Annotated in this window: 18 protein-coding genes and 1 riboswitch; of the genes, 17 read left to right on the forward strand and 1 reads right to left on the reverse strand. The window is 45.2% G+C overall.

The window, feature by feature from the left end:
* Positions 1–18: 18 nt before the first annotated feature.
* The 8 genes from rhaI to thrS all read left to right on the forward strand — a co-directional run bounded on the left by rhaI (position 19) and on the right by thrS (position 9,748).
* The gene (gene rhaI / locus AC0YOD_RS06210) at positions 19–1,239 is read left to right on the forward strand and encodes an L-rhamnose isomerase (RefSeq protein WP_475798412.1); all 1,221 of its coding nucleotides are present in this window, start codon (positions 19–21) and stop codon (positions 1,237–1,239) included.
* Entirely contained in the window at positions 1,236–2,705 is a 1,470-nt protein-coding gene (locus tag AC0YOD_RS06215) for a rhamnulokinase (protein WP_475798413.1), read from the forward strand. Before rhaI ends, AC0YOD_RS06215 begins: the two co-directional genes overlap by 4 nt.
* A 37-nt stretch (positions 2,706–2,742) precedes the next feature.
* The gene (locus tag AC0YOD_RS06220; protein ID WP_475798414.1) at positions 2,743–3,501 is read left to right on the forward strand and encodes a DeoR/GlpR family DNA-binding transcription regulator; all 759 of its coding nucleotides are present in this window, start codon (positions 2,743–2,745) and stop codon (positions 3,499–3,501) included.
* A gap of 143 nt (positions 3,502–3,644) precedes the next feature.
* A complete protein-coding gene (locus AC0YOD_RS06225; protein WP_475798415.1) occupies positions 3,645–4,367 on the forward strand; it encodes a (Fe-S)-binding protein in 723 nt (240 codons plus the stop codon).
* A 2-nt stretch (positions 4,368–4,369) separates the two neighbouring features.
* On the forward strand, positions 4,370–5,902 hold the full coding sequence (locus AC0YOD_RS06230; RefSeq protein WP_475798416.1) for a LutB/LldF family L-lactate oxidation iron-sulfur protein: 1,533 nt from the start codon (positions 4,370–4,372) through the stop codon (positions 5,900–5,902).
* Positions 5,895–6,620, forward strand: a complete 726-nt coding sequence (locus AC0YOD_RS06235) for a LutC/YkgG family protein (RefSeq protein ID WP_475798417.1) — start codon at positions 5,895–5,897, stop codon at positions 6,618–6,620. Before AC0YOD_RS06230 ends, AC0YOD_RS06235 begins: the two co-directional genes overlap by 8 nt.
* A 26-nt stretch (positions 6,621–6,646) precedes the next feature.
* Positions 6,647–7,372, forward strand: coding sequence for a FadR/GntR family transcriptional regulator (locus AC0YOD_RS06240; RefSeq protein ID WP_475798418.1), 726 nt, complete (start codon positions 6,647–6,649; stop codon positions 7,370–7,372).
* A gap of 462 nt (positions 7,373–7,834) precedes the next feature.
* Positions 7,835–9,748 (forward strand): threonine--tRNA ligase, encoded by a 1,914-nt coding sequence (gene thrS, locus AC0YOD_RS06245; RefSeq protein WP_475798419.1) that lies wholly within the window; start codon positions 7,835–7,837, stop codon positions 9,746–9,748.
* Between the two features lie 92 nt (positions 9,749–9,840).
* Here the strand turns inward: thrS and AC0YOD_RS06250 are convergent, their stop codons facing one another.
* Positions 9,841–10,746 (reverse strand): J domain-containing protein, encoded by a 906-nt coding sequence (locus AC0YOD_RS06250; RefSeq protein ID WP_475798420.1) that lies wholly within the window; start codon positions 10,744–10,746, stop codon positions 9,841–9,843.
* 275 nt (positions 10,747–11,021) lie between these two features.
* On the opposite strand from AC0YOD_RS06250, the gene AC0YOD_RS06255 reads away from it, so the two are divergent.
* The 9 genes from AC0YOD_RS06255 (at position 11,022) to AC0YOD_RS06295 (ending at position 18,900) form a co-directional block, all read left to right on the forward strand.
* A complete protein-coding gene (locus AC0YOD_RS06255) occupies positions 11,022–12,131 on the forward strand; it encodes a rhamnogalacturonan acetylesterase (protein ID WP_475798421.1) in 1,110 nt (369 codons plus the stop codon).
* 155 nt (positions 12,132–12,286) lie between these two features.
* Positions 12,287–12,814, forward strand: a complete 528-nt coding sequence (locus AC0YOD_RS06260) for a hypothetical protein (RefSeq protein WP_475798422.1) — start codon at positions 12,287–12,289, stop codon at positions 12,812–12,814.
* Positions 12,815–12,939: 125 nt separating this feature from the next.
* A riboswitch (PreQ1 riboswitch) is annotated at positions 12,940–12,983 on the forward strand.
* Positions 12,984–13,128: 145 nt separating this feature from the next.
* Entirely contained in the window at positions 13,129–13,794 is a 666-nt protein-coding gene (queC, locus tag AC0YOD_RS06265) for a 7-cyano-7-deazaguanine synthase QueC (RefSeq protein WP_475798423.1), read from the forward strand.
* Positions 13,794–14,243 (forward strand): 6-pyruvoyl trahydropterin synthase family protein, encoded by a 450-nt coding sequence (locus tag AC0YOD_RS06270; protein ID WP_475798424.1) that lies wholly within the window; start codon positions 13,794–13,796, stop codon positions 14,241–14,243. Before queC ends, AC0YOD_RS06270 begins: the two co-directional genes overlap by 1 nt.
* Positions 14,233–14,964, forward strand: coding sequence for a 7-carboxy-7-deazaguanine synthase QueE (gene queE, locus AC0YOD_RS06275; RefSeq protein ID WP_475798425.1), 732 nt, complete (start codon positions 14,233–14,235; stop codon positions 14,962–14,964). Before AC0YOD_RS06270 ends, queE begins: the two co-directional genes overlap by 11 nt.
* 56 nt (positions 14,965–15,020) lie before the next feature.
* Positions 15,021–15,518, forward strand: a complete 498-nt coding sequence (queF, locus tag AC0YOD_RS06280; protein WP_475798426.1) for a preQ(1) synthase — start codon at positions 15,021–15,023, stop codon at positions 15,516–15,518.
* 362 nt (positions 15,519–15,880) lie between these two features.
* On the forward strand, positions 15,881–16,882 hold the full coding sequence (locus AC0YOD_RS06285; protein WP_475798427.1) for a phosphotransferase enzyme family protein: 1,002 nt from the start codon (positions 15,881–15,883) through the stop codon (positions 16,880–16,882).
* A 26-nt stretch (positions 16,883–16,908) separates the two neighbouring features.
* Positions 16,909–17,400 (forward strand): 2,4'-dihydroxyacetophenone dioxygenase family protein, encoded by a 492-nt coding sequence (locus AC0YOD_RS06290; RefSeq protein ID WP_475798428.1) that lies wholly within the window; start codon positions 16,909–16,911, stop codon positions 17,398–17,400.
* Positions 17,401–17,841: 441 nt separating this feature from the next.
* Positions 17,842–18,900: a Gfo/Idh/MocA family protein gene (locus tag AC0YOD_RS06295; RefSeq protein WP_475798429.1), complete on the forward strand. Its 1,059-nt coding sequence runs from the start codon at positions 17,842–17,844 to the stop codon at positions 18,898–18,900.
* Positions 18,901–18,908 lie beyond the last annotated feature (8 nt).

Genomic DNA, 18,908 nt, shown 5'->3' on the forward strand with positions numbered 1-18,908 from the left:
ATGAAAGGGTGTACATTCATGACAGACCGCGCTTATGAGTTATTTGAGGAGCAGCAGAAGGCAAGGGGCATTAATCTAGAAGATGTGAAAGCTAAACTGAAAGCGCTCAAAATCGAAACGCCTTCATGGGGTTACGGTGACTCAGGCACGCGATTTAAAGTGTTCCAGAAAGAGGGCGTTCCTCGCAATCCGTTCGAGAAATTCGATGATGCAGCACAAGTACACAGCCTGACAGGTATTGCGCCTTCGGTAGCTATTCATATTCCTTGGGATAAGGTTGAGGATTACAGCAAGCTCAAATCGCATGCTGAAAGTCTTGGACTAACGATTGGTGCTGTTAATCCTAACTTGTTCCAAGATGAGGATTATATGCTTGGAAGTGTGACCAATGCAGATGCTGCTATTCGCCGCAAAGCGACTAACCATTTGCTAGAGTGTGTTGATATTGCGAAAGAAACAGGCTCGAAAGAATTTAGCCTGTGGTTTGCTGACGGCACAAACTACCCGGGACAAGGGCATATTCGGAAGCGTAAAGCATGGATGAATGAAGCTCTAGCTGAAATGTATCGTGCGATGACACCAGATATGCGGATGCTTATTGAATACAAATGCTTTGAGCCTGCATTCTACCATACGGATCTAGCAGACTGGGGAATGGCTTATAATTTGGCTCAGAAGCTTGGACCTCAGGCGGAAGTACTTGTTGATACAGGCCATCATCTGCCAGGTGCTAACATTGAGCATATTGTCGCTTATCTGATTGATGAGAAACGTCTAGGCGGCTTCCACTTCAACAGCCGCAAATATGCTGACGATGATCTCATTGTCGGTTCTGTTAATCCATATGAGCTATTCCTAATTTTCTATCAAATTTTGAATGCAGCAGGCGACACGGATGCCGCTATTCGTCAAAATGTTGAAAATATTACGTATATGATTGATCAATCCCATAATATCGAGCAAAAAATCCCTGCTATGCTGCGTTCGGTATTGAATGTGCAAACACAATACGCGAAGGCGCTACTCATTAACCATGAGGAAGTGGAAGAAGCGGCTGGGCGCAATGATGTGCTTGGAGCTGAGGATGCCGTTCGTCGCGCTTTCGAATTCGATGTGACACCGCTGTTGCACGCTATTCGTGAAGAACAGGGCTTGCCGCTTGATCCTATGAAAGCTTACTTGAACAGCAGTTATGGCAAAGACATATTGGTGAGAGGCAAGGGCGGTGCCAGCTGGTGACCATCCTCGCATTTGATCTTGGAGCGAGCAGCGGAAGAGCGCTGCTCGGCCGACTGAATGAAGGAAAGATTGAGGTTGAGGAGCTGCACCGTTTCTCGAATGATCCGGTAGCGGTTGGTGACCGGCTTCAATGGGATATTTTGCGGCTGCTTCATGAGCTTAAGCAAGGTTTGCTGAAGGCAAAGCATCGCGGTATTCAATTAGAGAGTATCGCTATTGATTCATGGGCGGTTGATTTCGGACTAATTGGAAGCAATGGAGAGCTGCTCGGCAATCCTTATCATTATCGTGATCATCATACGGATGGCGTTATGGAATCGGTCATGGAGGAGCTGTCGGCGGCTTCTATTTTTAAACAGACAGGTATTCAATTCCTGTCGTTTAATACCATTTATCAGCTTGCTGCAATGAAGCGGGCTAACTCGCCGTTATTGCGGGATGCGAAACATTTTCTCATGATTCCGGATTTGCTTCGTTATTTCCTGACTGGGGAAATGTTTAATGAGTTTTCCAATGCGACGACGACGCAGCTGTACAATCCTGTTACTGAGGGCTGGGATGAGAAGCTTATTGAAGCGATCGGCATTTCTCCTGAATTGTTCTGCGAGGTCGTTCAGCCGGGGGCAAAAGTTGGCCAGCTGCGTTCTTCCATATGCAAGGAGCTGGATATTGAATCTGTGCCCGTCTATGCGGTTGCCGAGCATGATACAGGTTCGGCTGTAGCAGCGGTACCGGCGCTTGATCGCTCATTCGCTTACCTAAGCTGCGGCACTTGGTCACTTATGGGGACTGAGGTCGGTGAGCCAATCATTAATGAGCTGGCTCAAGAGCTGAACTTTACAAATGAGGGCGGCGCTTACGGTACTTATCGATTGTTGAAAAACATTATGGGATTATGGATCTTGCAGGAATGCAGACGTTCGTGGGAGCGAGCAGGAATATCCTATACGTTTCCCGAATTAGTTAAGCTGGCTGGAGAGGCAAAGCCCTTCGCAGCATTTATTGATCCTGATCATCCATTATTCCTTCATCCCGGTGATATGCCTGCACGGATTGCCGAATACGGTGAGCGCACGGGGCAGAGCATGGGGCAGGATGCAGGCTCGGTCGTACGTTGCATACTGGAGAGCCTCGCTTTAAAATATCGTTATGTGCTTGAGCTTACAGAGCAACTATCTGGTCAATCCTTTAATGGACTGCATATGGTTGGCGGAGGTATTCAGAATACACTGCTTTGTCAGTGGACTGCGAATGCAATCGGCAAGCCGGTATGGGCAGGACCTGTTGAAGGAAGCGCCATCGGTAATATGGCCGTACAGTGGATTGCAGGGGGTAAGCTTGCTGATATATGGGAGGCCCGCCAAGTCATACGCAAGTCTTTTCCGGTGGAAGTATACGAACCCAAGAAGGCAGAGGATTGGGAAACGGCCTACAGCTTATTCAAAGAGAAAACAGAAATCGCTTAAATAGCGAATACAAATATAGGTTAGGAAGAGGTAAGTTATGCTGGTTGCGGAACGATACGATAAAATTGTACAGCTAGTCAATGAGAGAGGCAGTATCCGTGTAACGGAGCTAAGCGAGCTATGTCAAGTAACCGAGGAAACGATTCGACGCGACCTCGACCGCTTGGAACAAGCTGGACGCTTGCGCCGCTCCCATGGCGGTGCGGTTAGCGTAAAGGATCAGCAGCCGGAAATTCCTTATTTCGAGCGTGAGATTACCCATGCCGAGGAGAAGAAGCGGATTGCTGCGGAAGCGATCAAGCTTATTCAACCGAAGGATCGCATCCTGCTTGATGCGAGCACGACAGCTTGGTATATGGCAGCAAGCATGCCGGATATTCCGCTGACCGTACTGACGAATTCCATTAAAGTAGCAATGGAGCTCAGCAGCAAAGAGAAGATTGAGGTCATCTCAACCGGCGGTATACTTGCTTCTCGCTCATTGTCCTATGTCGGGCCGTTAGCAGAGCGTTCGCTGGATGCGTATCATGTAGACAAAGCGTTTCTCTCATGCAAGGGCGTTCATCTTGATCGCGGCATAAGTGAGTCAAATGAGCTGCAAGCACGCATCAAGCACAAAATGGTGGGCATGTCAGATCAAGTTATTCTACTTGCTGACTCCAGTAAATTTGGGATTCAAGCATTCACGCATGTTGCAGAAATACGTGATGTTCATGCCATTATTACAGACAGACGCTTGTCAGCAGAGCTGCTTTCCGATCTGAAAGAGAAACAAATTGCAGTAACTACAGTATAGAAAGGGAATGGCGCTGTGCTTCTACTTGAGCCCAGCGCTTCTCTCATAGCATAGGAATGTAACAAGAGCTTTTTTTGTTTAACTTGTCTGACAACCTGATAAAATTAATCCTTATGTATAGTCATTTTGAGAGGGGTGCGGGAATGAAGGTTTCATTATTTATTACTTGTTTGAGTGATGCGCTGTTCCCTCGTGTCGGAGAAGCAATGGTACGCTTGCTGGCTCAATACGGCGTTACGCTGCAATTTCCAACTGTGCAAACCTGCTGCGGTCAGCCTGCTTTTAACAGCGGCTATTGGCAGGAAGCAAGAGATTCCGCTAAAACAATTTTGGATGCGTTTGAGGATTGTGACTTCGTTATTTCACCGTCTGGTTCCTGTACAGGTATGATTCATCACTATCCGAAGCTGTTTCAAGATGATCCTGTTATGCTCAAGCGAGCCATTAAGCTTCAGAGCAAATCATATGAGTTCACGCAATTTCTCGTACAGGTGCTTGGTGTGACCGATGTTGGAGCTACTTTTCCACATAAGGTTACGTACCACCCATCCTGCCACGGCAGCCGAATTTTAGGTGTAAAGGATGAGCCGATTGCATTGCTTGGGAATGTGAAGGGGCTGGAGCTTGTACCGCTGCCATTTGCAGAGGATTGCTGCGGCTTTGGCGGTACCTTCGCGGTGAAGATGGCTGATATATCTGGTGCAATGGTATCGGAGAAGGTTGATCACGTTCTAGAGTCGGAAGCGGAAGTTCTAGTTGGACTCGACATGGCATGCCTGCTTAATATTGCTGGAAATCTGCGCTACCGAAATGAGCCCGTTCGGGTTATGCATTTGGCAGAACTGTTATACGAAGGGGTGAAATAACGATGGCAACAGGTTCAAAAAAAGGAGCGACTGTCAAAGCAAGAGCAGATCTTGCTCTGAATGACGAGTTTTTGCGTAAAGCGGTTCGTTTTACAACGGAGCGTCTGCGCAACGGCAAGAAAAAAGCAACGGAAGAGCACGGAAACTGGGAGGAGTGGCGTGAGCGCGGCAGACAAATTCGTCTGCATACGATCGCTCATCTCGATTATTATTTGAACTTATTCGTGAATAATGCGCGGGCAAACGGCGTGCATGTCCATTTTGCAAATACAGCTGAGGAAGCTGTAAAGCTGACTTTGGATATTGCAGAGCATGCGGGTGCGAAGTCTGTCGTTAAATCAAAGTCTATGGTATCTGAGGAGCTCCATCTTAATCATGCGCTTGAATCAATCGGCGTAGAAGCGGTGGAAACGGATCTTGGTGAATATATCATTCAATTAGCTGGCGAAATGCCGTCTCATATTGTTATTCCAGCCATTCACAAAAACCGATATCAAATTGCCGACTTGCTGTCTAAGGAAGCTGGCTATACACTCCCGCCTGATACGACCGCGCTTGCTGGTTTTGTCCGCAAAAAGCTGCGTGAGAAGTTTCTGGAGGCAGAAATTGGCATGACCGGCTGCAACTTTGCCATTGCGGAGACAGGATCGATGGTATTATTCGAAAATGAAGGCAATGCCCGTATGGTTACGACGGTACCGAAAACACAGATTACTCTGATGGGTATGGAGCGGATCATCCCATCGTGGGAGGATCTTGAAGTAATGGCTACGCTGCTGCCGCGCTCAGCGACAGGGCAGAAGCTGACGATGTATATGTCCGGAATTACCGGTCCGCGCAGGGAGAAGGATGCGGATGGACCTGATGAAATGCATATTATCATTATCGACAATGGTCGTTCGCTTCAGCTAGGTGATCCTGAGTTTCAAGAGCTGCTGAATTGCATTCGATGCGGAGCATGTCTTAACGCTTGCCCAGTATATCGCCATATTGGCGGTCATGCATACGGAAGTACGTACAGCGGACCAATTGGAGCAGTACTAACGCCGTCACTAAACAAAAACATCGCGGAATGGGATGATGTTGCCAATGCTTCCAGCCTATGCGGTGCTTGTTATGAAGCTTGTCCGGTCAAAATACCACTGCATGACATGCTTGTTTATTTGCGCCGTCGCAAGGTCGAGAGCGGTAATGGCAGTAAAATCGAATCCATTGGTATGCAAGGCTTTGCCACCATTATGGGCAACTCCTCGCGCCTTGGAGGCGTCCTTCGTCTTGGCAAGCTTGGACAAAAGCTTGTTGTCCGAAGCGGGGTCATCAAGACGAAGCTTGGGCCGCTGAAGGGCTGGAACACCTATCGTGTAACGCCTAGCCTGCCGAAGGAATCTTTCCGTGATCGCTGGGCTACACTGGATCAAGAGCTAAAGCAAGGGCTTAAGGGAATGGACCCTTCGATGCAAAATCGGATGGAAGAGATTGTGAAGAAGCGTGAGCTGGAAGAGAAACATGGCAAGGGAGGACACGGTCATGGCTGATACGCATCAACAGTGGCTAGAGAAGCTGGAGTCGGAATCACGCGCTAAGCAGGAGCTTTTTATGAATGACATTGCAGCGAAGCTTAGACATCCGAGAATGATGGAGAAGCCGCAGCATCCGTACCGCGGCGCTCCTGATTTCTGGAAGGAGTTTCAATGGACCGAGGAAGAGCGTATAAAAGGGTTTACCGATAACTTTCTATCGGTAGGCGGTCATGTAGCTCGCTTGCAAACGATGGAGGAAGCGAAATCCTTTATCGTCGGGAAAGCGGAAGAGATGAGTGCCAAATATGTTGTGCGTCAAAATCAGCCGGAGCTGGATGCTTTGGATTTGGAAGGATCGCTTAGCGATGCCAAGGTTTCGGTATGGAACACTGATTCCGAGCAATACTGGAGAGCGCGTGCAGCGGAGGCAGATTTCGGAATCGTAATGGCAGATCATGCGGTAGCCTATACAGGTTCTGTGACGGTATTGTCAGCAGAGAATAAAGGGCGTTCTGTAAGCCTGCTTCCAACCGTATTGATCATTATCATCCCCATCGATCGGTTGACAACGAAGCTGGGAGAGGTGCTCACCACGTTCGATGAAGCAGGAAGAGAAGCTTTGCCTGCTGGGATTCATTTTATAACTGGACCTAGCCGTTCCTCCGATATTGAGAATGATCTGACAATAGGCGTTCATGGCCCAGGTATTGTTTATGCGCTGTTGGTCGGCTAACTATTATTTACGGGAGGTGAACCGCTATGCCGCCGCTAGATGTGGTGAAGCTGTCCAAACGGAATCATTATGAGGAAATTACGGAGCAGATCAAACGTCTGATTGTAGACGGAAAGCTGAAGGTGGGAGATAAGCTGCCATCAACGAAGGAAATGTCCGAGCAATTTGGTGTCGGACGATCTACGACCCGAGAGGCGCTAAGCGCATTGAAGGCTATGGGAATGATCGAAATTCGTCAAGGCGGCGGCTGTCGTGTTATTCGCAGTATCCCGCTAGAGGTGGAGCTGCCGGAATTGCAATCTCTGCGTGTTAATCGTGAAACGCTGCTGGAGCTGTTAGAGGCTCGTGAATCGCTTGAGGTATCAAGCGCTGCTATTGCTGCAGATAAGAGAACGGAAGAGGATCTAAGTATTCTTCGAGGCTTAATTGACGAGATGGAGCGGTGTGTCGGTGATGAAACAGAAGGCGAGAGATTAGATATCCAATTTCATCTAACGCTTGCCAGATCGACCCATAACTCTATTATGGTGCGCTTATTCGAATCCATTATGAATCATATCGAAACAGCGATTCATGATATTAGACGGGTCGAGTTATATGCGAGCACCGCTGTTGCGGAGCGGCTGTACTTGGAGCACTCCGCGATATTTCAAGCGATTGTGCAGGGTAATTCCGAGCTTGCAGCCGAGCGAATGAAGCAGCATTTACAAAATATTGAGCGTATCGTAAGGAAGCATTTGGGAGAAGGTTGAAAAATATATTTTGAAAATTCCACTTGACTTTTCCTTATTCACATATGTAATATAAGCACAGTAATCTAAATAAGGCATTGACCAAAGACATGATTTCCAATTGGAACGGTCCAGAGAGAGAAGCGCTTGCTGAAAGCTTCTTCCGAAATCCGTTGTGAAATTACCCCTTTGCAGCCGTGGCGTTGAACCCGTTATCTACATTGGAGCGGCAGTATTCGGCACCGTCTTATCCCCGATATCGGATACTAATAAGGACCTATTTTAGGCATGCTATGGCGATTGCCAAGCAATGACTACTTGTAGGTCGAATTAGGGTGGAACCACGAGCTGAACGCACTCGTCCCTTTCTGGGATGAAATGCGTTTTTTTGCGTTCAAAAATAGCTCTACTGCGCCTAACTTCTGTGATCAGGTGAGGCGCAACCGCAAATCTAATCAAATTATTCGAAATGGAGGCTGAATCATGGAAATCAATGTAACTTTGTCGGACGGAACTATTAAGGGGTATGAGAGGGGCACCACAATTGAACAAGTGGCTCAATCGATTAGCAGTGGTTTGAGAAAAAATGCGCTAGCAGGAAGAGTGAACGGCAAAACCGTTGATTTAAGCCACATGATTGAGCAGGACTGTCAAATCGAGATTATTACATTAGACAGCGCGGAAGGGCTGGAAATATATAGACATACGACTGCACATGTTATGGCACAGGCTATCAAACGCTTATATGGCGAAGGGGCAGTCAAGCTTGCGATCGGTCCCGTAATTGAAGATGGCTTTTACTATGATATCGATATTGAAAAACCGCTTTCTACTGAGGATCTTGCCGCTATTGAAAAAGAAATGGGAAAAGTGGTCCAAGAGAATCTGCCGATTAACCGGCGCGTCGTTGGACGTGAAGAGGCGATCTCCATTTTCAGTGAGCTTGGTGAATATTTAAAGCTTGAGCTCATCTGTGACTTACCGCAGGATTCCATTATTACGATGTATGATCAAGGAGAATTTTCCGATCTATGCAGAGGGCCGCATCTTCCTTCCACTGGCCGCATTAAAGCATTCAAGCTCTTAAATGTAGCCGGAGCGTATTGGCGGGGAGACTCTAACAATAAGATGCTGCAGCGCATTTATGGAACTTCCTTTCCGAAAAAGTCCGAACTGGAGGAGCATCTGCATTTGTTGGAGGAAGCCAAAAAACGTGATCATCGCAAGCTGGGTAAAGAGCTTCAATTGTTTATGTTTTCGGAGGAAGCGCCGGGCATGCCATTCTATCTTCCAAAAGGGATGACACTCCGCACGGAGCTTGAGGACTTTGCACGTGATCTGCAAAGGAAGCGGGATTACAGTGAAGTACGGACACCGCTGATGATGAATCAAAGGCTTTGGGAGCAATCGGGACACTGGGATCACTACAAGGACAATATGTATTTCACGAATGTGGATGAGACTAAATTCGCCTTGAAACCAATGAATTGTCCGGGACATATGCTCATTTTCAAAAACAGTCTGCATTCCTATCGAGAGTTGCCAATACGAATTTCTGAGTTTGGTCAGGTGCACCGTCATGAGTCATCCGGCTCGCTCAATGGGATGATGCGCGTTCGTACATTCTGTCAGGATGATGCACATTTATTCGTTCGACCGGATCAGATCGAGGAGGAGATAAGCCGGGTTATTGCACTGATTGACCATATTTACGGGGTATTCGGCTTTCAATATAAGATTGAGCTGTCGACAAGGCCAGAAGATTCGATGGGCTCACAGGAATTATGGGATCAAGCAGAGCAATCCCTGCAAAATGTACTGGAGAATCGCGGCATCCAATATCGCGTGAATGAAGGCGATGGCGCCTTTTATGGACCGAAAATTGATTTTCATATTTTAGATGCGCTGAAGAGAAGCTGGCAATGCGGGACGATCCAACTGGACTTCCAAATGCCGGAGAAATTTGATCTTTCGTACATCGGAGAAGATAATCAAAAGCACAGACCAGTCGTAATCCACCGCGCTGTATATGGCTCCATTGACCGATTCATCGGGATATTAACGGAGCATTTCTCCGGAGCGTTTCCATTATGGATATCGCCGGTTCAAGCAAAGCTATTGCCTGTTTCTGAAAAGTATATCGACTATGCGCTGCAAGTGAAAAAATCGCTTGAAGATGCCGGCATTCGAGTCGAAGTAGATGTGCGCAATGAAAAACTGGGCTATAAAATCCGTGAAGCGCAGCTGGAAAAAGCACCTTACATGCTTGTACTTGGCGAGAAAGAAATGAGCGCCAATAAAGTTTCAGTAAGGAAACGCGGTGAGGGAGATCTGGGTGAAATGTCTGTTATCCAGTTGATTGATGGAATGAACGCAGAAATTGTTGCCCAAAAATAGGAGTAGTCACAAATCGTATAACAAAAAGAAGGGTCCAAGTCGTGAAGTCATGAGAATGACAACCGACAAGGACCTTTTTTTAAATGATTATGCTATTCGATTGTAGCTAAATACTTTTTAATAAACTCTTGTGCTTTATCGAGATTTTTGCTATCTGCGCGAATACAGACGATCATATCCGTTTTGTATAGTGGAAGATCATTCACTAGCGCGCTATTGGTTAAATCAAAGCCGTATACATGCTCTTTCGGATCCTCGTCGGTTTTCAGCTTCATGCTTATGCCGTCCTTCAGAAGAGGCTTAAGATCGCCTTCAGCGTAGGTGTCGAGATTCAGCAATACCCCTTGGTTTCCGATCCAGTTAAATATATTGCGATCCATAATATACACATCGGGGTGCTCTGTTGCTAATACAAGGACAGCCTTCTGTAAATAAGCGAATTGCTGTGCTTCATCAGAAGGGACCATGGTCACTGATGTGATAAATCTTTGCCATTCCGGAAACGCTGTCAATAATGCGGTTTCAATTGGCTCTTTCTTGGGAGCGTCTTCTTTTAGCATATAATTGCCCATAAACGATATTGTCAAATCGGCAGGGGGCAGGTTGGCAAGTCGTTCCTGCTCTTCGCGATAGTTGACGAAGCTAATAATACCGTAAATAATGAGTGCAACTGCAGCAATAGCGCCTATTGTGTGGAATTTGTAATAGCGCCAAAAATGGTCCATTTTCTGAGCTTGCCCAGCCATTTTTTTGTATTTTCCGTATTCTTGTTCGTTAAAGGCATCCGCTTGCTTTTTTGCATCATACTCCAAAATCAGCCGATATGCTTGGGTGATGATCGCAAAGGAGCTATCGTCCTCATCCTGACCTTCATGCCGCTGCTGCTGCGCTCTTGCGCGTTCTTTCCTCATGAGCGTCGTATATCGCTTTTCTACTTCTTCTTTGGCTGCGTTCTCGGGCAGTCCCATTGTCTTGTAAGCTAGCTTTAATTCTTCCACTCTGTCACCTCGATTTGTAAGTAGCTTCTCTATTATTCCTATCTATTAGTATACGGAATTCCGCCGTTAACGCAAACTTTGACATTTTTAGACGAGCAGCGCTTATTCATTCAGTCTTCTTACTTCGCCGATAGACGAATATGAAGCCTGTTGCTCTTTGATCATCCTAGCGAAGCTAGTCTGTATTTTAAACAAAAAACCCGTTTATTTGACTTCCTATCCTTCTTGTATTTGCTATGCTGATAATAGGATGGAAATAGTATGGGGGTAATCTAATGACTGTATCATTTAAATTTGATTTTGGAATCGGAGACGCACCGAATTCCTCCTATATTCAAGTTTTGCCGAGTACGATCTATAGTGATCAGCTGGGCTATGGCTTCACACAGAATGAGCGAATCAGCTCACGCAATCGTGATGAATCGGACCGACTGAGAGGCGCTTTCTGCATTCCGCTGGAAGCGGATTTTACAGTTGATTTGCCTAATGGCTGCTATACGATTACAGCTATTATTGGTGATGCCATCGCACCGACCTCTACCACTTTAAAATATGGCGTAGGCCGCATTGTTTTGCACAAAGCGGTCACCTCAGCTGGACAATACGCCGTTCACAGCTTCACGGTTAAGGTTACGAATGGGCGATTGAAGCTTTCCTTCTCGGGGGTTGCTCCTCGCATCAATGCACTTCAAATTGAAGAAGCGAAGCAAGCGACAACGATCTATTTGGCGGGAGATTCGACCGTTACGGATCAAGATACCTTTCCTTATGCTGGCTGGGGGCAGATGCTGCCGCTCTATTTTAAAACAGATGTAGCTATTGATAATCATGCGGTTTCGGGCAGAAGCTCAAGGAGCTTTATAGATGAAGGACGGCTTGCTGCTATCTTGGAGCAGATTAAGCCTAATGACTACCTATGGATTCAATTTGGACATAATGATGAGAAGCCAGACGTTGAGCGGGCAACAGAGCCTTTCGGTTCGTTTAAAGAGATGCTCTCTATTTATGTGAAGGAATCTCTTGCCCGCGGTGCAAGACCGGTACTCATTACGCCGATGCATCGCCGCAAGTTTGATAGTGAGGGTCGAATAACGGATACGCATGGCGACTATTTGCTGGGGATGATCGAACTCGCGAAGGAAATGGATGTTCCGCTGATTGATTTGGCGGCGAAGAGTAAGATTCTTTATGAGCAACTGGGTGATGAGCCATCAAAGTCATTGTTCATGTGGGCTTATCCTGGTGAGTTCATTCATTTCCCTGAGGGAGCGAAGGATGATACTCATTTCCAAGAGCAGGGTGCCATCCAAATGGCTGGGCTCGTTGCGGAAGGTGTGCATGAACTTGGTTTATCGCCGTTGAATCTGTATTTAAAAGGGGTCTAGTCATTCCTATTTACAAAGTGCAGTGTCATCTATTGAACATGCAACAAATAAATTCATGGAGAGCAATAGAAGCGGATTGCCGTTTCTATTGCTTATTCGATGTCCATGGGGTTTAATGAAGGAGAAAGTCAACGAAAATGAAGTGAGGGCAATGTATGTTTGATCCAACTGTGTTTGAAAATCTGAAGGTAGCTTTTGAGAATCAGCTTTATGATCTGGATACCTTAGATAGGAAGATTGATGTTATTAATCGGCTTGATCGACTCGAAATGGCTGTCATGTCGCGAGAGTTTGCGCTGCAGTTCACTCTAGCAGGCCATAAGGAAGTCTCAGCAGAAATACAGCTTACAGCTTCGTTAAAGGAATTGGCAGCAGAAATTTTAGAGCTGGAAGGACAGTCACCAGCTTGCACGCTGCGCTTGCGTTTCTACGTGATGCTGAGTGATGTGCAATCGCAATGCGAGAGCATTGAGAAATTATTGAAAAAGATTTGGGAGCCGGAAGTACGACCTCTCCAAACGATAAGCTATACATTCGGTGAGGAAACAGCCGTCTATTCCAATACGATAGAGGTAGCATTTAACCGTAAAATTAGCGAAGAGCAAATGGATGATATTCCTGATTTGCTTAAGCATATGCTTCAGACGCTCAAAGAGCTGGAAGCGATTTGCTGCTTGAGCTAGACGTTCATGAACGGATTTTATTTTACTAAAAATGTCTGTATCATTCTAAAGCCTCTATGCTATAGTACAGGAGAATGACAACTAAAGAAGAAATTCCGGTACAGCATCATTAGGATGCTTAAGAGCCGGGAGAGGTTCGCGAACTCCCTCTATAAAAAACTATGCGAAACGATTGCCCCGTCAGGAGGTATCGTCGTTTTTGCGTTCGGCGCGAAGGGAGACTGATCCCTTCGCGCCGTTTCTTTGGTTTTTTAAGCTCCATAGGAAGGAATTCAGCGATCTCTTTCTTCTCCAAACAGAGAGGGAGATTGGGAATGAAAAAAGAAAAAGCAGTCGTTGTATTCAGCGGCGGGCAAGACAGCACAACTTGTTTATTTTGGGCAATGGAGAGATTCTCAGAAGTAGAGGCTATAACGTTCAACTATGGACAACGGCATAAGCTGGAGCTGGATTGCGCGGCTGACATTGCCAAGGAATTGAATATCAAGCATCACATTCTTGATATGTCCCTGTTGAATCAACTCGCTCCAAACGCGCTTACAAGAGATGATATTGCGATTGAGCATAAGGAAGGCGAGCTCCCAACTACTTTCGTGGATGGGCGCAATCTGCTGTTTCTTACTTTTGCAGCTGTGCTTGCCAAAGGGATTGGCGCGAAGCATATCGTAACGGGAGTCTGCGAGACGGATTTCAGCGGCTATCCGGATTGCCGTGATGTGTTTGTGAAATCATTGAATGTCACACTGAATCTGTCCATGGATTATCCGTTTGTTATTGATACGCCGCTCATGTGGTTGAACAAGGCGGAAACATGGGAGCTTGCCGAGCAGTTGGGTGCTTTCGAATTTGTGAGAGAGCGGACATTGACCTGCTACAATGGCATCATTGCAGATGGCTGTGGACATTGTCCGGCATGTGAGCTGCGCCAAAATGGTTTGGATACGTATTTAAAAAACCGTATACAAGGAGCTAGATCATAATGCTGCAGCAAATTTATCCGGCAGCTAATCATAGTTACGTATACGAGCTGAACAAAGATTTTCACTTTGCAGCAGCGCATTATGTACCTGCCGTGGAAGCAGGAAAGTGCCGTGAGCTTCATGGACATACGTATTTTGCAAATGTAACGGTTGCGGGTGATACACTTGATTCAGCTGGCTTCCTTGTGAATTTCGCTATCATTAAGAGGCTAATCCATGATCGATTTGATCATTCGGTGCTTAATAATGATAAAGAGAGCTTTAGTGATGAGCGCTCCAATGAATTTCCGACAACGGAGGTAGTGGCGCGTACGATTTGCGAAATCGTCCAAACGTATTTGGATGAGACTTCGAACAAAGCACAATGCGTGCAGGTGTATTTGCGTGAGACACCGACTAGCTACTGCATATATAGGCCGAAACGGAAGGCGGGATCCCATGAGCTCTAATAAACGGTTTCCTGTCATGGAAGTTTTCGGACCAACCGTACAAGGTGAAGGCATGGTAATTGGCCAGAAAACGATGTTCATTCGTACGGCAGGCTGTGATTACAGCTGCTCCTGGTGTGATTCGGCATTTACTTGGGATGGAAGCGGCAAAGAGGATATCCGCATGATGACGGCGGGTGAAATTATAGAGAAGTTGTATGAGACGGGCGGCGACACGTTTTCGCATGTCACCATTTCTGGAGGGAATCCAGCCTTGCTCCCTCACCTTGGTGAGCTGATTGACCAGCTACACGCTCAAGAAATGAGCGTTGCACTAGAAACGCAGGGAAGCCGTTGGCAGGATTGGTTTTGGAAAATTGACGAATTAACTTTATCTCCTAAGCCTCCAAGCTCAGGGATGAATACGGATTGGGCAAAACTGGATGATATTGTATCGAAACTGACTAAACATGAATCTACTTTTTCCTTAAAGACGGTTGTGTTTGATGAGTTGGACTTAGAATACGCTACCTTTGTCCATATGCGTTATCCGGATGTTCCCTTCTACTTACAAGCGGGTAATGATCAACTTCAGGAGACTGAGCAGAGTCATATGCTTCCTTATTTGGCGGAGCGTTATGAATGGTTGATTGAACGGGTTATGCCCGATCGTGATTTGAAGCGGGTACATGTACTGCCTCAGCTTCATACATGGGTATGGGGCAATAAGAAAGGCGTATAACCAGCACAATTAATACAACTAATACAACTAATCGATTAAGAAGGGCGGATGGGAACATGGAAGGAAGAAGCAAGGAAGAATTAAATGGTGTGACGCTGCTAGGCAATCAAGGAACGCAATATTTGTTCAACTATTCACCAGAAATTTTGGAGGCATTTGATAACAAGCATCCTAATCGCGATTATTTCGTGAAATTTAATTGCCCTGAATTTACGAGTCTTTGTCCAATGACAGGTCAGCCTGATTTTGCTACCATCTATATATCCTATATTCCTGATCAAAAAATGGTAGAGAGCAAAGCACTCAAACTTTATTTATTCAGCTTCCGCAATCATGGTGATTTTCATGAGGACTGCATGAACATTATCATGAATGATCTCATCGCTCTCATGGAGCCAAGATATATTGAGGTCTGGGGCAAGTTCACGCCTCGCGGCGGTATTTCCATTGATCCTTATTGCAACTGGGGTCAGCCGGGAACAAAATATGAGCAGATGGCAGAGCATCGCCTCATGAATCATGATATGTATCCGGAGAAGATCGATAACCGATAGTGCTAATAGGATATGGTTTAAACAGAAATCATACAGGGAAGATTAATAGGACGAGAGGACGTTGCCCGGCTAAGGGCGGTGTCCTTTTTGTTTAGGTCTATCTATTGAAGCAATCATTTGGAAATAAACTGTATCCTCATCAGGCAAGGGAGAGTAGGTCGGCTTATCGTCATTATTGCTTGGCCACAATTCATATACAAAAAGGAAATCTACGCTTTGATCTAGAATATACTGCCAAATGTTATTTTTTGAGAGGGGCGATTCGAAGTGACGATCAATGGATGTCATTGCTTTAGTGTTTGTCGGAAAAGAGCAGCTCTTCAATAAGTGAACATAAAACTTATATGAAGGGATTGGCATAAATGGAAAAAGAAATTTTAGTTCTAATGAATGATGAAATAATAGAAACAGGTGCATATAGATTCGGTGTGACGTTGGAGCATTTAACGTATATCGGTGCTTGGCAAAACTTTATTTATGAATATGAGAAGGACGGAGTCGCCTATATTTTGAGATTTACACCTAGCTCTCATCGAAGTCAGGACGGAATAAAGGGTGAGCTCGATTGGATTCTATATTTATCGAATAACGGTATTTCTGTATCGGAACCGATTCAATCCCTTCAAGGCAATTATACGGAACCGATTAGGCTGGAGGATATGTATTTTACCGTCACCTCATTTGTTAAAGCAGAAGGCAGAAAAGTAGACTACCCGGAGTGTTTGAATGCTCCCTCTTTGTATCAAGAGCTAGGAGAAGTAATGGGAAAAATGCATGCATTAGCGAAAACGTATAATCCTCTAAACGATAGCATTCGGAGAGGGCATTGGAATGAAAACTACTACCTTCAGCATGTTAGGCAGTTTGTGCCCTTGGAGCAGAAGCTCGTTCATGAAAGCTGTGTACATTTAATGAAGCGTCTGGAGAATACGCTCATGCAAAATCCTAATCATTACGGTCTCATTCATGCAGATATCGGAGTAGGCAATTATTTGGTCCATGATGGTGGATTAACGCTCTTTGATTTCGATGAAGCCCAATATAGTTGGTTTGTTGAGGATATAGCGATTCCGTTATATTACTTGGTCTATGTATATGGGGGAGAAGATGGCAGGGAATTGAGACGCTCGCAGGCGGAACGTTTCATGGAGCATTTTCTAATAGGCTACAGACAGCATAATGAGATTGAAGAGAAATGGTTAAAACATATCCCTTTATTTCTTCAATTAAGAGAAATCATTGTATATACGGGCATGCATCGCAGTTCAGATCTTACGGAGCTTAATCAATGGGCAAAAGATTACCTAGCAGAGAGCAAGCTGCGTATCGAAACGGGTACTCCTATTGTTGATATTTGGAACTAAAATCTAGAGCATCAGAAGGGGGATTTATGAATATTCAGGAATCAATGATTCAATTTACGGAAAGCTTTCAGCTGCCTGAAAGATTAATTCAAGCGGATGATATCCCTTGGATTCCTTACGATGATGAGACCTGTCAATTTAAACCGCTGCGTTTTGATTTAACGACAGGCAATTGGACATACCTCTTTAAGCTAAAAGGAAATACCGAAGTCGGCCGTCACCGGCATACAGGAGGGAGTGTGATTGGCTATAACCTCCAAGGCCAGTGGAAGTACAAGGAACGGAGCTGGGTGGCCAAGCCGGGATCCTTCATTTTTGAACCGCCTGGGGATATTCATACCCTTGAATCAATCGGTGAAGAGGAAGTGATAACCTTGTTTATACTAGGCGGCGCACTTCAATTTTTTGATGAAGAGGATGAGATCATCGGACAAGATGATGTGTTTAGCATTTATAAGCGCTATAGGGACTTCTGTGAAAAGAATGGGCTTCCTATTCGTGAAGACTTGGTCTATTAAAAATAATGAAGAATTTCATGCCCAAAGGGCAAGTAAGTAATATTATTCGTCACTAACTTCTGCAATGGTTTCTCGGATTTAAAATCGCGCTTAAACAGGTTCGCTGCCACATAGGCTGGAGTTCCTGTTTTTTGCGCTTCTTAACCTTAACCTCTTACTTTGCCATCTTTTTTGCGGATAATGCGATGCTGTTCTGCTTTATGATTTATCCTCGTTTCTTTACGCAGAATTCCAGTTAACTTCAGGCATACCAATCGAAATCGGTGTTGATGGCAACGTTACCTATAGCGAATTCATTCATTCGATTATTGGATGATTGTTCAAATTGATTGTTCGAAAATTAAATACATTGATTCAGCTATCAAAGTATAATGAAGCGAGAGTTTAATCAATGTCGAAATATTCAGACTTTCGCCACTAAACTAAAGAGGAGTGATATTTTTGAGTACAACAAAAGTCGCCATTATTGGTTGTGGTACAATCGCCAATAATGCACATATTCCAGCGTATATAGCAAATCCGCATGTAGAAATAAAATACTTTGTCGATATCGTTAAGGAAAAAGCAGAGAAAGCTGTTGCCGTATACGGCTGTGGAACAGCAGTTGAAAGCTATCAAGAAATCTTAAATGATCCCGAGATTGAAGCCGTTTCAATCTGTACGCCCAATGATTCTCATGCTTCAATTGCGATGGAATGCCTTCAGGCAGGTAAGAACGTTTTATGCGAAAAGCCGGCGGCTCGTACCTATGCGGAAGCTTTAGAGATGCAAAGAGTTCAGCATGAAACGGGTAAAATCCTTAATATTGGAGTCGTGAATCGTTTTAACACGGGTGTGAATGTGATGAAGAAAATGATCGAGGATGGAAGCCTTGGCGAGATTTATCATGTATATGTAAGTTTCCGCTCCCAACGCTCGATTCCAGGCTTAGGAGGCGCATTTACAACGAAGTCCATTGCGGGTGGCGGAGTATTGATCGATTGGGGTGTTCATTTCCTCGATATCGTCATGTACTGTACGGGTGATCCTAAGCCGAAGACGGTTTCCGGTACAGCTTATTGCAAGCTAGGTAAGGACATGAAAGACTACTCTTACTTAAATATGTGGGCTGGTCCGCCTGATTATTCTGGAACGTATGATGTAGACGATTTTGTAACCGGAATGATCCGAACTGAAGGACCAACAATCACGCTTAATGGCGCTTGGGCTCAAAATATTGGTGTCGATGAGATGTATATTGATTTTCTAGGTGACAAAGGTGGAATCCGTTTAAATTACGGTGGCGATTTTACTTTATGGAGCGCACAGCATGGCGCATTATTAGAAACGAAGCCAAAGCTTAATATGGGTGATCATTTTCAAAATGAGATTGATCAGTTTATAAAATCGGTTCAAACGGGTGAGAAGCTTTCTTCCCATATCGATACCGTCATTATTACTTCACAAATTCTTCAGGCCATTTATGACTCATCTGAATCAGGGAGAGAGCTATCTTTCTAATTCGATCA

This window comes from Paenibacillus sp. J31P13 (genome assembly GCF_056269295.1).

Excerpts from the sequence above, each read along its gene's own strand:
- queC (WP_475798423.1), top strand. The coding sequence starts at position 13,129 with ATGAAAAAAGAAAAAGCAGTCGTTGTATTCAGCGGCGGGCAAGACAGC.
- thrS (WP_475798419.1), top strand. The coding sequence starts at position 7,835 with ATGGAAATCAATGTAACTTTGTCGGACGGAACTATTAAGGGGTATGAG.
- AC0YOD_RS06230 (WP_475798416.1), top strand. The coding sequence starts at position 4,370 with ATGGCAACAGGTTCAAAAAAAGGAGCGACTGTCAAAGCAAGAGCAGAT.
- queE (WP_475798425.1), top strand. The coding sequence starts at position 14,233 with ATGAGCTCTAATAAACGGTTTCCTGTCATGGAAGTTTTCGGACCAACC.
- AC0YOD_RS06270 (WP_475798424.1), top strand. The coding sequence starts at position 13,794 with ATGCTGCAGCAAATTTATCCGGCAGCTAATCATAGTTACGTATACGAG.
- AC0YOD_RS06290 (WP_475798428.1), top strand. The coding sequence starts at position 16,909 with ATGAATATTCAGGAATCAATGATTCAATTTACGGAAAGCTTTCAGCTG.
- rhaI (WP_475798412.1), top strand. The coding sequence starts at position 19 with ATGACAGACCGCGCTTATGAGTTATTTGAGGAGCAGCAGAAGGCAAGG.
- AC0YOD_RS06225 (WP_475798415.1), top strand. The coding sequence starts at position 3,645 with ATGAAGGTTTCATTATTTATTACTTGTTTGAGTGATGCGCTGTTCCCT.
- queF (WP_475798426.1), top strand. The coding sequence starts at position 15,021 with ATGGAAGGAAGAAGCAAGGAAGAATTAAATGGTGTGACGCTGCTAGGC.
- AC0YOD_RS06260 (WP_475798422.1), top strand. The coding sequence starts at position 12,287 with ATGTTTGATCCAACTGTGTTTGAAAATCTGAAGGTAGCTTTTGAGAAT.
- AC0YOD_RS06235 (WP_475798417.1), top strand. The coding sequence starts at position 5,895 with ATGGCTGATACGCATCAACAGTGGCTAGAGAAGCTGGAGTCGGAATCA.
- AC0YOD_RS06220 (WP_475798414.1), top strand. The coding sequence starts at position 2,743 with ATGCTGGTTGCGGAACGATACGATAAAATTGTACAGCTAGTCAATGAG.
- AC0YOD_RS06285 (WP_475798427.1), top strand. The coding sequence starts at position 15,881 with ATGGAAAAAGAAATTTTAGTTCTAATGAATGATGAAATAATAGAAACA.
- AC0YOD_RS06255 (WP_475798421.1), top strand. The coding sequence starts at position 11,022 with ATGACTGTATCATTTAAATTTGATTTTGGAATCGGAGACGCACCGAAT.
- AC0YOD_RS06240 (WP_475798418.1), top strand. The coding sequence starts at position 6,647 with ATGCCGCCGCTAGATGTGGTGAAGCTGTCCAAACGGAATCATTATGAG.